Here is a 13,115-nt window from a genome sequence, read left to right on the forward strand (position 1 = left end):
CCCGGGCAACCGGGTCCCCCGCGCGGGGGACCCGGTTCACCGGGGACGATCACCAGGAGGCGTTCTCCGCCATCTCGAGGGCGATCTCCTGCCACCAGGCACCGGCGGCCGGGCCGCCGTTGCAGCTGCCGTCCGACTCGCCGGGCAGCTTGACCCAGAGCAGGGCGTCGAGCGCCGTGCCGTCGTCGACGGTGCGCGGCTGCTCACCCAGCGCACGGCCGCGTGGGTTGCACCACTCGCCGTTGGAGCCGTTGCCGTTGCGCGACGTGTCGATGACGTAGGAGGCACCACCGGTGAGCGCCGAGATCTGCTCGCCGTAGGCCTGCTCGGCGGCCGTCGGGTTGTAGTTCGACGTGTTGAGTGCGAACCCGACCGCGTGGTCGAACCCGATCTGGTTGAGGCGGTCTGCGGCGTCTCCGGGGCTCAGCCAGCCGGAGTGCCCGGCGTCGATGTAGACGCGGCCGCCCGCGGCCGTGAGCTGCTCGGCGGCGTACTGCAGGAGACCGACGCGGTCGCCCTGGCCGTCGCAGTCACCGAGCTGGGCCAGAGCGTCCGGCTCCAGGACGATGAAGGGGTTGCCCTGGATCCCGGCGGCGACCTCGTCGATCCACTGGGCGTACTCGCTCTCCTCGACGCCACCGCCCGAGTGGTTGCCGCAGTCGCGGCCGGGAATGGCGTAGACCGCGAGCATCGCCGTCGTCCCGTCAGCCGCCGCGCGGCCGGTGTAGTCGGCGACGGCGGCGCGCTCCGTCTCGGCGTCGTTCCAGTTGCCGACCCAGTACGCCTGCGGCGTCAGGGCGATCTTGGCGAGCAGGTCCTTGTCGCTGCCGCTCGCCGCCTCCCATGCCGCGTACGCCTGCGTGTCCGGGTCGACGTAGAGGTCACCGGACGGCGCGGGCGTGGGGTCCGGGTCGGGCTCGGGGTCCGTCGGGTCGGGCTCGGGGTCCGTCGGGTCGGGCTCGGGCTCCGGGTCGGGCTCGCCGACGTCGCCGGTGCAGGACACCCCGTTGAGGGTGAAGTCGCTCGGGACGGGGTTGTCGCCGGACCAGGTGCCGATGAACCCGAAGCTCGCGGAGGCGTCGGCGGCGAGGGCCGAGTTCCAGTCGACGCCCGAGGCCTCGACGGTGCTGCCGGACTGGGACACCTCGGCGTTCCACGCCTGGTTCACCGACTGCCCGGAGGCGGCCGTCCAGCCGAGCTGCCACGCGGAGATCGGGTCGCCGAGGTTGGTCACCGTGACGTCGGCCTGGAAGCCGCCCGACCACTCGTTGGTGACGCGGTAGTCCACCGAGCAGCCCTCGGCTGCCGCGGCGCTGGTCGCGGTGGCTACACCGACGGCGCCGGTGGCCATCAGGCCGGCTGAGGCGAGAAGAGCTGTCCAGCGGGTTCGTCGTCGTACCTGCTGCATTCCGGACTCCGATCTGGAGGAAGTAGACGGTTCAGGACGGCGGCCACGTTAGTCGTGGGCCGGGGAGCGGTCACCGGGCTAAACGATTAGGTCGAATCGTTCCGACGATGGCCGCCGGGCAGCGCGACGGCCCGGGAGGATCGCTCCTCCCGGGCCGTCCGGCGCTGGTGCCGGCACCGTGGACGGACGCCGGCGTACGGTCGTCACACCAGGTCGCGGACCGCCGCGTACTGCTCGCGCACCACCGGGCGCGGGTCCGCGTCGAGCGTGGCGGTGACCGACGTCGACCACGACGGGGCCGACGCGGACGGGTCAGACGCGGCCGCGAGCACCCATGCCGCCTGCCGCGCGGCGCCGTCGGCCACGTACTCGCCCGCCGCGGGGATCGAGATCGGCACGCCGAAGACCTGCGGCGCGATCTCCTGGACCGCCGGCGACTGGGCGGCACCACCGATGAGCATGACGCGCTCGACGGGTACGCCCTGGGCCCGCAGGGCGTCGAGCCCGTCGGCCAGCCCGCACAGCATCCCCTCGACGTACGCACGGGCCAGGTGCTCGCGCGTCGAGCTCTTGAGGCGGACGCCGTGCAGCGTGCCGGTCGCATCGGGACGGTTGGGCGTGCGCTCGCCCTCGAGATAGGGCACCAGCACCAGGCCGTCGGCCCCGGGCGGTGCGGACAGGGCGAGACGCGCGAGACCGTCGAAGTCGGTGTCCAGCACGGTGCGGGCGGCGTCGAGCACCCGCGCGGCGTTCAGCGTCACCGCGAGCATGAGGGCGTTGCCGGTGGCGTCGGCGAACCCGTTGATCGCGCCCGAGCCGTCGGCGGTGCGGCGCGGTGCGACGGCGGAGACGACGCCGGAGGTGCCGATCGAGATCGCGATGTCGCCCGGACCCATGCCCAGGCCGAGCGAGGCGCCCGCGTTGTCGCCCGCGCCGGGACCCAGCAGGGCACCGCCGTCGACCGCGGAGCCCGCCACGGTTGGGTGGGCGACGCCGCCGGACTCGGAGGGTGCGAGGACGCGCGGCAGCACGACGTCGTCGCGGCCGAACCCGAGGGCGAGCAGGTCGCGCCGGTACGCGCCCGGCCCGTCGGGAGTGCCGTCGTCGGCCGCGGCCTCGGCGTCGTAGTAGCCGGTCCCGGAGGCGTCGGACCGGTCGGTGAAGAGGCGGTCGAGCTGCGGGCCGAGGGGCGCCGACGGGTCGCCGGCCGGTCCGTAGCCGGCGATGCGCCAGCTCAGCCAGTCGTGAGGGAGCGCGACGGCGGCGACGCGGGCGGCGTTGTCGGGCTCGGCGTCGCGCAGCCAGCGCAGCTTCGTGATGGTGAGCGAGGCGACGAGGACCGATCCGGTGGCATCCGCCCAGCGCTGGGCACCGGCATCACGATCGCCCTCGCCGAGCTCACGGATGAGGTCCTCGGCAGCCGGGGCGGACCGGGTGTCGTTCCACAGCAGGGCGTCGCGGACCACGTTCCCCTCGGCGTCGAGGGCGACCATGCCGTGCTGCTGGCCGCCGACGGCGATCGCGGCCACGTCGTCGAGCCCACCGGCCGCGCGGGCCGCCTCGGTGAAGGCCGTCCACCAGTGGTCGGGGTGGACCTCCGTGCCGTCCGGGTGCTGGGCCGAGCCGGAACGCACCAGGGCGCCGGTCTCGGCGTCGCGCACGACGATCTTGCAGGACTGCGTGGAGGTGTCCACGCCTGCCACGAGGGGCATCTTCGCTCCTTGGTTGGTTCAGTCGACGGGTGTTGTGGGCGCGATTTCTGGGCCCGGAAGCCCGGCGAACCGGGCATACCGGGCCAGAAATCGCGCCCACAACGACGAAGGTCAGCTGCGACTCAGCCGATGAGGTGCTCCAGCGCGAGCTGGTGCAGCTTCACCAGACCGTAGTCGCGCGCGGCCACGGCGTCGACGTCGATGCCGTCCACCGACTCGTCCGCGAGGAACGCGTCGAAGGACTCGCCCTCACCCAGCGTCGACTGACCCAGCTCGAAGATGCCGGCGTGCTCGAACGCCTGCTGCACGGCAGGGTCCTCGCGGTACGCCTTCGCCTTCGCGGCGAGCATGTCGTAGGTGGCCATGTTGGCCTTGGCCGACTCCCACACGCCGTCGAGGTGCTCGGTGCGGCTCGGCTTGTAGTCGAAGTGCCGCGGGCCCTCGTAGCGCGGGCCGCCGTTCGGGAACCCGTTCTCCAGCAGGTCGACCGTGAAGAACGCCGACAGCAGGTCGCCGTGACCGAACACGAGGTCCTGGTCGTAGCGCGGGCCGTGCTGGCCGTTGAGGTCGATGTGGAACAGCTTGCCGCAGTACAGCGCCAGCGCGAGACCGTGCGTGTAGTTGAGGCCCGCCATCTGCTCGTGCCCGGTCTCCGGGTTGAGCCCCACGATGTCGCCGTTGTCGAGCGTGTTGATCAGCGCGATCGCGTGCCCGATGGTCGGCAGGAAGATGTCGCCGCGGGGCTCGTTCGGCTTCGGCTCGAGACCGATCTTGAGGTCGTAGCCCTTGGACTTGATGTAGGCGGCGACGGTGTCGATGCCCTCGGCGTAACGGGCGTGCGCGGCGGCGAGGTCCTTCGAGTTGTCGTACTCGGTGCCCTCGCGGCCGCCCCACATGACGAACGTGGAGGCGCCCATCTCGGCGGCGTTGTCGACGCTGCGCAGGACCTTCTTCAGGCCGAACCGGCGCACGTCGCGGTTGTTCGAGGTGAACGCGCCGTCCTTGAAGATCGGGTGCGAGAACGTGTTGGTCGTGACCATCTCGCAGACCAGGCCCGACTCCTGGGAGGCCTTCTTCACGGCGTCGAGGCCCGCCTGACGGTCGGCCTCGGAGGCGCCGAACGGGAACACGTCGTTGTCGTGGTACGTGAAGCCCCAGGCGCCGAGGTCGGCCAGCTTGCGGATCGACTCGGCCGGGTCCAGCTCGGGGCGGGTCGCGGTGCCGAAGGGGTCGTTCGCGGGCCAGCCCACGGTCCACAGGCCGAACGAGTACTTGATGTCGCTCACGGGTTCTCCTCGTCGAGTCGGGTGCCGGGCGACGCCGCGGCAGTTTTGTTGTACGGATGAACTATTGCCGGTACCTGGGCTACAGTCAAGGCGTGACCGCCGAGCCGACGACGACGCAGCGCACCACCGGTGCACCCCCGGGTGGCGGCAGCAGCGCCTCGCGGCAGCACACGCTGCGCGAACGCAACCTCCGTCTCGTGGCGAGGGCCATCTACGACGCCGCCGCCGGACCTCCGGACGCCGTACCACCGTCCCGCGCCGACGTCGCCGCCGCCACCGGGCTGACCCGTGCCACCGTCTCGACGCTCGTCGACCACCTGGTGGCCGCCCGCCTCGTCGCCGAGCTGCCGCCCGCCGCCGCCCAGCGCGCCGGCCGTCCCGCCGTGCCGCTCGTGCCCGCCGCTCGCACCGTCGTCGGCCTCGGGCTCGAGGTGAACGTCGACCATCTGGGCGTGCGCGCCCTCGACCTCTCCGGACAGACCGTCGCCGACGCCGTCGAGCAGGGCACGTTCCACGACTCCGAACCGGCGACCCTGCTCGGCCGGCTCGGCGCGCTCGCCGCCGGCGTCGTCGACGCCGTCGAGGGCGAGGGCATGCGCGTCGCCGGGGCCCGGCTCGCGCTGCCCGGCCTCGTCGACGCCCGCACCGGCGAGCTCGAGGTCGCACCCAACCTCGGGTGGTCGTCGCTCGACCCCGTGCCGCTGCTGGGGCTCGGCGACCTGCCCGTGCGGGTCGCCAACGAGGCCAAGCTCGCCGCGCTCGCCGAGCTCGCCGGCGAGGTCCCCGACTCCTTCCTCTACGTCTCCGGCGACGTCGGCATCGGCGCCGGCATCGTCGTCGACCGCGGCCTGTTCCTCGCCGAACGCGGCTGGAACGGCGAGGTAGGCCACGTCGTCGTCGACCCCGCCGGCCCGCGCTGCACCTGCGGCGCGCACGGCTGCCTCGAGCAGTACGCGGGCAAGGAGGCCGTGCTGCGCGCCGCCGGGCTGCCGGTCGACGCCCCGCTCCGCGCGCTCGTCGCCACCCTCGAGGCGGACGACGACGGCGCACGCGACGCGCTGCACCGTGCCGGCCGGGCGCTGGGCTCGGCGCTCGCCGACTTCGTGAACCTCACCGGCGTGTCCACCGTGGTGCTCGGCGGTGTGTACGTCGAGCTGGAGCCGTGGCTGCACGACGACGTCACCGCGGTGCTGCGGGAGCGGGTGCTGGCCGCGCCCTTCGCGGAGCCCGACGTCCGGGCCGCCCGGGCCGGTCAGCACGCCGCGCTGTCCGGGGGAGCGCGCGAGGTGCTGCGGGAGGTCGTGGCCGACCCGGCCGCGTGGGGCTGATTCCGCGGTGCGCGGGCTCGGGCGCTAGGCTGTGGGCGTCGTCGGGGCCCGGTCCTGACGACGTCGCCGTCCTCGTGGCGGCAAGCGCCTGTAGCTCAATGGATAGAGCATTCGCCTCCTAAGCGGACGGTTGCTGGTTCGAGTCCAGTCAGGCGCACTTTGGTCAAGGGTCGGCAATCGGCAGGGAGGCGGGTGGCTACTCGCAGCCGATGCCGTCGCCGTCCCGGTCGAGGTGCGGACCGTATCCCGGGTCTCCGACCACGACCGGTGCCGCTCCAGCAGCACGTGCGGCGTCGCAGTTCTCGAAGTAGTCGCTGCCCGAGTCCGGCGAGGTGTCGGGCAGGCTCTGCGTAGCACCCGCTCCGGCTTCGCCCCGAGCGCCCTGCTCACCCCGTGGACCTTGCTTTCCTCGCGGCCCACGATCGCCGCGGGGGCCCTGCTCCCCTCGTGCCCCGTCCTCGCCCGTTGACCCCTGTGGTCCGGGCTCTCCCGGAGGCCCTTGAGGGCCGGGCGGACCGATGCTCGCGCTCGTCGTCTCGAGTGTCGCGATGCGGTTCCCCTGCTCGGACAGCATGGCGCACTGCACCAGAAGCATGAGGACCACCAGACCGACGCCGACCCATCGCAGAACCCGAAGGGCTCGGGGTCTCGTCCGTACGGCTGCTGGTGTGGACCCGCCGGTTGATGCTGGCATCGCTGCCTCCTGGTCCGACTGAGCCGCCGTCGACTGCGCGACCTATCTGGAGAGAGGGCGCGCGGACCGTCGAGATACGTCACCGCCCTACGCTGGGCGCATGCCGCTCTCCGCCGTCGAGCCCCGGCTCGACTCCTCGGACCCGAAGGCCCACTTCGTCGCCTACCTCGACTACTACCGCGACGCCGTCGAGCGGAAGCTCCACGGCATGACCGACGCCGCGCTGCGCACCAGCAGGCTGCCGTCGGGCTGGACGCCGTTGGAGCTGCTGATCCACCTGGTCCACATGGAGCGCCGCTGGTTCGTGTGGGGCTTCCTCGCCGAGCCGGTCGCCGATCCGTGGGGCGACCACGCCGACGGCGACCCGCACGGGCGGTGGGTGGTGCCCGACGGCGTCACCCGTGACGAGCTGGTCGCCGCGCTGCACGCCGGAGGCGGGCGTACCCGAGCGGTGCTCGCGGAGCACGACCTCGCCGAACGGGGCGCCGTCGGCGGCCGGTTCTCCGACGACCCGCCCACGCTGGCATGGATCTGCTTCCACGTGCTGCAGGAGTACGCGCGCCACGCGGGGCACCTCGATGTCGCTCGAGAGCTGTCGGACGGCGCGACGGGCGAGTAGCCCGCCGAGGTCAGCCGGCTTCGGCGTGGGCGATGTGGTCGAGCTGGCGCCACACCAGCGCGAGCGTCACCCCGGCACCGACGAACGCGAACCAGAACGGCGCCGTGATGCCCCACAGGTCGGTGAGCACCCCGCCGAGGGCGTTGCCGACCACGATCCCGCCGAACAGCCCGATGAGGTACACCGACCCGACCCGCCCCTGGTACTCGGTCGGCACCGCACGCTGGCGCACGGTGTTCGACACCGTCCCCCACACGAAGGTGTAGGCGCCGAACACGAAAACGGTCGCCATCGCGACCCAGGCGGACGTCGTCAGCGCGAGCACGAGGTGGAACGCGACCTCCATCGCCAGGACCGTCTTCATGAGGGTCGCGAGCGAGAACCGTCGCTCCAGCCGGCCGTAGAGCAGCGTCCCGAGCACCCCGCCGACGCCGGTGGCGGTGGTCAGCAGGCCGTACCCGACCGGTCCTATCTGCAGCCGGTCGAGCGAGTACAGCACCAGGACGCCCCACGGGGCGGCCCACGTCGCGTTGAACGTGAAGATGACGAGCGCGAGCGTCCGCACCGGGGGGTGGGTCCACAGCCAGCGCAGCCCGTCGAGGATCTCTCGGCACGCCGGGGCGGGGCTCTCGGCACGCGGCACCGCCGGCAGGGTGATGCGGCTGATGAGCACGATGGCGAGCAGCACGCACACGACCTGCACGAGGAACGGCCATGCCATACCGAGGGCGAACAGGAACGCCCCGATCGGCGGCCCGGCGAGCTGGTTGCCGGTGAGGAACCCGGCTTGGAGCCGCGCGTTGCCGGTCCCGAGGTCCCGCTTGTCCACCAGCATGGGCAGCAGCGTCTGGGAGGTGGTGTCGGCGAACACCTCGGCGACACCCATGAGAAGCATCGCGGTGAGCACCACGACGATGTTCGCGGCACCGGTCGCGATCGTGAGGCACAGCACGGCGACGATGACGGCGCGCAGCGCGTTGGCGACGATGACGATCCGGCGCCTGTCGACCCGGTCGGCCAGGGCGCCCGCCCACAACCCGAAGAGCAGCCACGGCAGCCGCTGCAGCATCGCGGCCAGCGCGACGAGCGTCGCGGAGTCCGTCTGCGACGCCACGAGGAGCGGGCCGGCGGCCAGCGCGATGCCGTCGCCGATGTTGCTGGTCCAGCTCGACGCGAGCATCCACCGGAACGGGGTCCCCATCCGGGCCGGGACGATGGCCTCGAGCGCTCTCCTCACCGCAGGAGCGTAGGCGGACGCCACCCGTCGCTGCCACCTCTTTGCCCAGTGCATCACCCGACGTCACCGCAGGTGGGAGCGATCCCGCGAATGTGTCGGCTGAACGGCTCCGGAGTATTGACTGGTCAGACGCGCGGGGGGCAGACTGCCTGGTGGCAGCGCGCATCGCCCGCCCCCTGCGCGGTGCGCGCTGTCCTCGACCGGCTTCCGGTCGGACGCCTCCTCGGACCCCCCGCCGAGGGGGCGTCGACAGTTTCACTCCCTGGGGTTTCCCGGACGATCCCGGTCGCCCCGGCGTGCCCGGCGCCGTCGGCCCCGCGAGCCGGTCTACCGTGCTGGCGTGAGAGTCCTCCGCCGATCCACAGCCGCGGCCGCGGCCGAGCCCTCGGTCGAGCCGCAGGACGACAGTGCCCGCCGGCGGCCCGGGCGCGCGAACGCCCGCGGACGCACCGACGCGCGTGCCCCTGACGGTGGAGCCGACGACGGCGTCGCTCCCGCCGACGACGGCACGCCCGGTCCGCGCCCGGGTCCTTCCGCCCCGAACGGCCCCACGACGACGACCCCGCTCGTCGAGGCGGTCCGCCGGTGGCGTGCCGGGCTGGCCGAGATGGTCGGCGGGTCCACGCTCACCGACGTCGGGATGCTGGGCGAGGCGGTGGTCGACCTGTCCGCCGCGCACCCGTCGGGCGTCGCACAGCTCTTCGCCGGCCGGTCCACCCGGTTGTCCAACCTGGTGCGCGAGCCGGGCACCTTCCCCACGGCGCGGCGCCACGCGCGTGCCGTCGTCGTGCGCTCCGCGGAGCACGCCGCGCAGTACGGGCTGGCGCCGACCTCGCTGGCTATCGGTGTGGCGTCCTGGACCGAGCCGGTCGAGGAGGGCGAGTCCGCGGACGATCGCCATCGCGACCTCACCGCGCTCGCCGAGGTGGCCAGCGGTGCGAGCGCGACCTCGCCGGTACCGGCGGGGACGGACTCCGCCGGGTCGCCCGACGACGTCGCCACCGTCGCGTCCCCGGCGGATGCCGCCCGCGCCGCGCGGGGCGACGTGGCGGTCGCCGACGGCGCGACCGCCGACACGACGCCCGCGGTGACGACGTCGATCCCCGTGGTGAGCGTCGCGCGCCGGCAGAGCCGCCCGGTTCGTCGCCCGACCCCGCCCGACGAGGTCACGCCGGGCACACGGACGGTCCACGTGCCCATCCTGCTGCGCCCGGTGACGCTGGCGCCCCGGGGTGACGGCGAGACCGACTACGACCTGACGCTGGGGCCGACGGCGGAGATCAACCCGGTCCTGGCGCGCACCCTGCGTGCCCGCGGCGTCCAGGACGATCTCGGCGCGCTCGCGCAGGCGTCCTTCACGGCGGCCGGGTTCGACCCCGACGACGTCCTCGACCGGGTCGCCGCGCTCGGGGCCCAGCACCTCGCCGACTTCCGCTGGGAGCAGCGCGTCCTGGTCGGCACCTTCGTCCATCCGGGTCAGGCGCTGGTCGACGACCTCGACGAGGTCTCCCCGGCGCTGGGCCGGCACGAGCTGGTCGCGGCGCTCGCGGGAGCGGACCAGGCGATCGCGCGCGTCTCCACCGCCGAGCTGCCCGCGCCCCGCCGTGGTGACGCGGACCCGGCACGCGAGCGCGGCGTGGGCGACCTGGACCCCTACCAGCGTCACGTCGTGGACGCGCTGGGCACGGGGCAGCACTTCTTCGTGGACGCGCCGCTCGGGTCCGACGTCGCGGGGACGGTCGCCGCGGTGGTCACGGAGGCGGCCGCCGCCGGACGCTCGGTGCTGTACGTGACGGGTCACCGCCGCGCCGCCGACCGGCTGGCGCAGCGCCTGGAAGAGCTGGGGCTCGAGGGCCTCTCGTTGGACGTCACGCCGCGCCAGACCTGGCGCGAGGACATGGCGGAGCGCCTCCTCGCCGCGATGGCGACGGAGCCGGAGGCCGTCGACGCCTCGGCAGCGGCGCAGGTGCGCGACGCCCTGATCGGTGCGCGGTCGCAGCTCACGGGCTACATCGACGCCCTGCACGCCCGCCGCGAGCCGTGGGCGGTGTCCGCGTACGACGCGCTGCAGGAGCTGGCGCGCCTCACCTCGGAGCGGCCCGCGCCGTCGACGTCGGTGCGGCTGGACGCCCGCACGGCGGTTGCCCTGGACGGTGACGCCCGACGGCGGGTCGCGGGCGAGCTGGAGCGTGCGGCCGCGCTGGGCGCGTTCACGCTGCGGCCGTCCTCGACGGCGTGGTTCGGCGCCCACCTGACGACGATGGACGAGGCGCGCGACGCCCTGGCGCGCGTGCGGCGGCTCAAGGAGGCGACGCTGCCGCAGCTCCGCCGTCAGATCGCGTACACCGGCGAGGTGACGGGCCTGGAGGCGCCGACCACGATCAACGCGTGGGGTACGCAGCTCGCGATGCTCGCGGGCATGCGCAGCACGCTCGACGTGTTCCACCCGATGGTGTTCGAGCGCACCGCGACGGACCTGGTGCAGGCGACGGCGACGCGTCGGTGGCGCAGCGAGCACGGCGTGGAGATGGGCTGGTTCACGCGCCGGCGGCTGCGCAAGCGCGCGCGGGACATGGTCCGTCCGGGTGTCCGGGTGCCGAACCTGCACTCGGCGCTCATCGAGGTGGCCGAGCAGCGCGACGTCTGGGCCGAGCACTCGCCGCGCGGCGGGTGGCCGACGCTTCCCGAGGGGCTGGCCACCATCGAGGACACGTACGAGGCGGTGCGCATCGACCTCGTCGCCCTCGAGCCGGTGCTGGGACCGACGGTGCACGGTGCGCAGCTGCTCGACCTGGACCTCGACGCACTCGCGGAGCGGCTGCACCAGCTCGCCCTGGACCCCCAGGCGCTGGAGACGCTGCCCGAGCGCACGAACCTGCTCCGCCGAGCCCGCGAGGCAGGTCTCGGCGAGCTGATCGACGACCTGACCTCGCGCCGCGTCGACGCCGACCAGGTGGCCGCCGAGCTGGACCTCGCGTGGTGGACCAGCGTGTTCGAGCAGATCCTCGGTGGCGACCCGACCCTCGCGGGCCAGGACGGCGCCGGGCTCGACGCGCTGGCGCGCCGCTTCCGAGACCTGGACGCCCGGCACCTCGCCGCTCTCTCGCAGCCGGCCAGGGTGGCCGCCCGCGCGCACCTGGGTGCGGCGATGCGGGAGGACCGTGAGGGGTCCGAGGCGATGTTCGCCGAGCTCATCGAGGGCCGGATGGCGTCGCTGCGCGAGCTCGTCGAGAGGTACGGCGACGTGGCCCGGCGGTTGCGGCCCGTGGTCCTGGCGACCCCCACGCTGGTGCCTCACCTGCTGCCCACCCACCGCACGGTCGACCTCGTGGTGCTCGACGCGGTCCAGCACGTGCCGATCGAGGTCGTCGTCACCTGCCTGGCTCGTGGCCGGCAGGTGGTCGTCGTCGGTGACCCGCGCACGGCGTCGGGCACCAGCGTGCGCGAGCTGTCCCAGCTGCTGCCCACGGTGACGCTGCAGCCGCGGGAGAACCGCCGCGACCCCGAGCTGACCCGCCTGCTGGCGGCCCACGGATACGAGGGTCTGCTGCGGCCGGCTCCGCTGCCGCGGCCGGAGGCGCTCGTCCAGCTCGACGTCGTCGACGGCACGGGGATGCCCGACCCGACGTCCGGGTCCGTCGAGAGCACACGAGCCGAGGTGGACCGCGTCGTCGAGGTGTCCATCGAGCATGCGCTGACCCGCCCCGAGGAGACGCTCGGGATCGTCACGGTCACCGCCGCGCACGCGGACCGGATCCGCGACGCGCTGCTCGCGGAGGTGCGCGCGAACCCCGCGCTCGCCCCCTTCTTCTCCGGGCGGCGCGCCGAGCCCGTCGTGGTCGCCGACATCACGGGGGTGGCCGGGCTCTCGCGCGACACGATCCTGCTCTCGCTCGGCTTCGGCCGGACGCCGCACGGCCGCGTGCTGCACCGGTTCGGCGTCCTCGGGGACGACGGCGGGGCGGCGATGCTGCTGGGAGCGCTCGGCGCGACGCGGCGTCGCCTGCACGTGGTGTCCTGCTTCCCGGCCGAGGCTCTCGACCCCGACCGTCTGCGTGGCGCCGGGCCGCGGCTGCTGCGGGACGTCCTCGAGCTCGCCGAGCGACGCTCGGGCGTGGCGGACCAGGTGGAGCTCGGCAACGGGATCGACGCGGGCCGCGTCCCGGACAGGCTCCTCATGGACCTGGGTGAGCGGCTGTGGCGGCTGGGGTACCTCGTCGAGACGGACTACGGCACCGGCGACGGTGACCGGATCCCGCTCGTGGTGGGCCATCCCGACCTGCCGGGCGAGCTGCTCGTGGCGGTGCTGACCGACGACGCGCAGTACGTGGCCGAGCCGTCCGTGCGGGTGCGGGACCGGCAGCTGGCCCAGCGGCTCGAAGGGCTCGGCTGGACCGTCGCGCAGGTGTGGTCCGCGGCGGCGTTCCTGGACCCGGAGGGCGAGGCGGACCGCGTGCGCCGCCTGGTGCAGCAGGTCCGCGACGAGCGGGTCGGCACCCCCGGTGGCGTGCCGGTCCCGCCCGAGGTCGTGGTGCCCGTGATGGCCGACGACGAGCCTGACGAGGTCGTCAAGGATCCCCGGGAGACAATGGGGGAGTGACGTCCTCCGACGAGTCCGCGAACACCACCGGCACACCCGACCCCGGGGACGCCGTGAGCCCCGCGGAGCCTGACCGGCCGGGTGCACCTGCTGCCCGCCGACGCGGTCCGCGGCGCGCCGTGCGCCGCGGCAGCGAGCGCGAGACCGTCTGGGGCGTCACGGCTGACGACGAGGGCGGCCACGACTCGAACGACGACCGGCTGCGCCGGGACGTGCCGCCGCACTGGTGAC

9 protein-coding genes and 1 tRNA gene are annotated in these 13,115 nt (G+C 73.8%); 5 read left to right on the forward strand and 5 right to left on the reverse strand.

The window, feature by feature from the left end:
• Positions 1–49: 49 nt before the first annotated feature.
• The 3 genes from ACWAT2_RS12835 to xylA all read right to left on the reverse strand — a co-directional run bounded on the left by ACWAT2_RS12835 (position 50) and on the right by xylA (position 4,406).
• Positions 50–1,351, reverse strand: coding sequence for a glycoside hydrolase family 6 protein (locus ACWAT2_RS12835; RefSeq protein ID WP_402374364.1), 1,302 nt, complete (start codon positions 1,349–1,351; stop codon positions 50–52).
• Positions 1,352–1,611: 260 nt separating this feature from the next.
• Entirely contained in the window at positions 1,612–3,120 is a 1,509-nt protein-coding gene (locus ACWAT2_RS12840; protein WP_402374366.1) for a xylulokinase, read from the reverse strand.
• A 122-nt stretch (positions 3,121–3,242) separates the two neighbouring features.
• Positions 3,243–4,406, reverse strand: coding sequence for a xylose isomerase (gene xylA, locus ACWAT2_RS12845; RefSeq protein WP_402374368.1), 1,164 nt, complete (start codon positions 4,404–4,406; stop codon positions 3,243–3,245).
• Between the two features lie 92 nt (positions 4,407–4,498).
• Between xylA and ACWAT2_RS12850 the strand changes: the two genes are divergently transcribed.
• Positions 4,499–5,734, forward strand: coding sequence for an ROK family transcriptional regulator (locus ACWAT2_RS12850; protein ID WP_402374370.1), 1,236 nt, complete (start codon positions 4,499–4,501; stop codon positions 5,732–5,734).
• Between the two features lie 84 nt (positions 5,735–5,818).
• Positions 5,819–5,891, forward strand: a tRNA-Arg gene (locus ACWAT2_RS12855).
• Positions 5,892–5,930: 39 nt separating this feature from the next.
• On the opposite strand, the gene ACWAT2_RS12860 is transcribed toward ACWAT2_RS12855, so the two are convergent.
• Positions 5,931–6,428, reverse strand: a complete 498-nt coding sequence (locus tag ACWAT2_RS12860; RefSeq protein WP_402374372.1) for an excalibur calcium-binding domain-containing protein — start codon at positions 6,426–6,428, stop codon at positions 5,931–5,933.
• A 100-nt stretch (positions 6,429–6,528) separates the two neighbouring features.
• Here ACWAT2_RS12860 and ACWAT2_RS12865 point away from each other — a divergent pair, with 100 nt between their 5' ends.
• Entirely contained in the window at positions 6,529–7,047 is a 519-nt protein-coding gene (locus ACWAT2_RS12865; RefSeq protein ID WP_402374374.1) for a DinB family protein, read from the forward strand.
• A gap of 10 nt (positions 7,048–7,057) precedes the next feature.
• Here ACWAT2_RS12865 and ACWAT2_RS12870 read toward each other — a convergent pair whose 3' ends face one another.
• Positions 7,058–8,248 (reverse strand): MFS transporter, encoded by a 1,191-nt coding sequence (locus ACWAT2_RS12870; RefSeq protein ID WP_402374539.1) that lies wholly within the window; start codon positions 8,246–8,248, stop codon positions 7,058–7,060.
• Between the two features lie 376 nt (positions 8,249–8,624).
• Between ACWAT2_RS12870 and ACWAT2_RS12875 the strand changes: the two genes are divergently transcribed.
• Positions 8,625–12,884 carry a hypothetical protein gene (locus ACWAT2_RS12875; protein WP_402374376.1) on the forward strand — a complete coding sequence of 1,420 codons (4,260 nt, stop codon included), beginning with the start codon at positions 8,625–8,627 and terminating at the stop codon, positions 12,882–12,884.
• Positions 12,881–13,114, forward strand: coding sequence for a hypothetical protein (locus tag ACWAT2_RS12880; protein WP_402374378.1), 234 nt, complete (start codon positions 12,881–12,883; stop codon positions 13,112–13,114). Before ACWAT2_RS12875 ends, ACWAT2_RS12880 begins: the two co-directional genes overlap by 4 nt.
• The last annotated feature ends 1 nt before the right edge of the window (position 13,115 follow it).

The organism is Isoptericola sp. GX10416 (genome assembly GCF_056590155.1).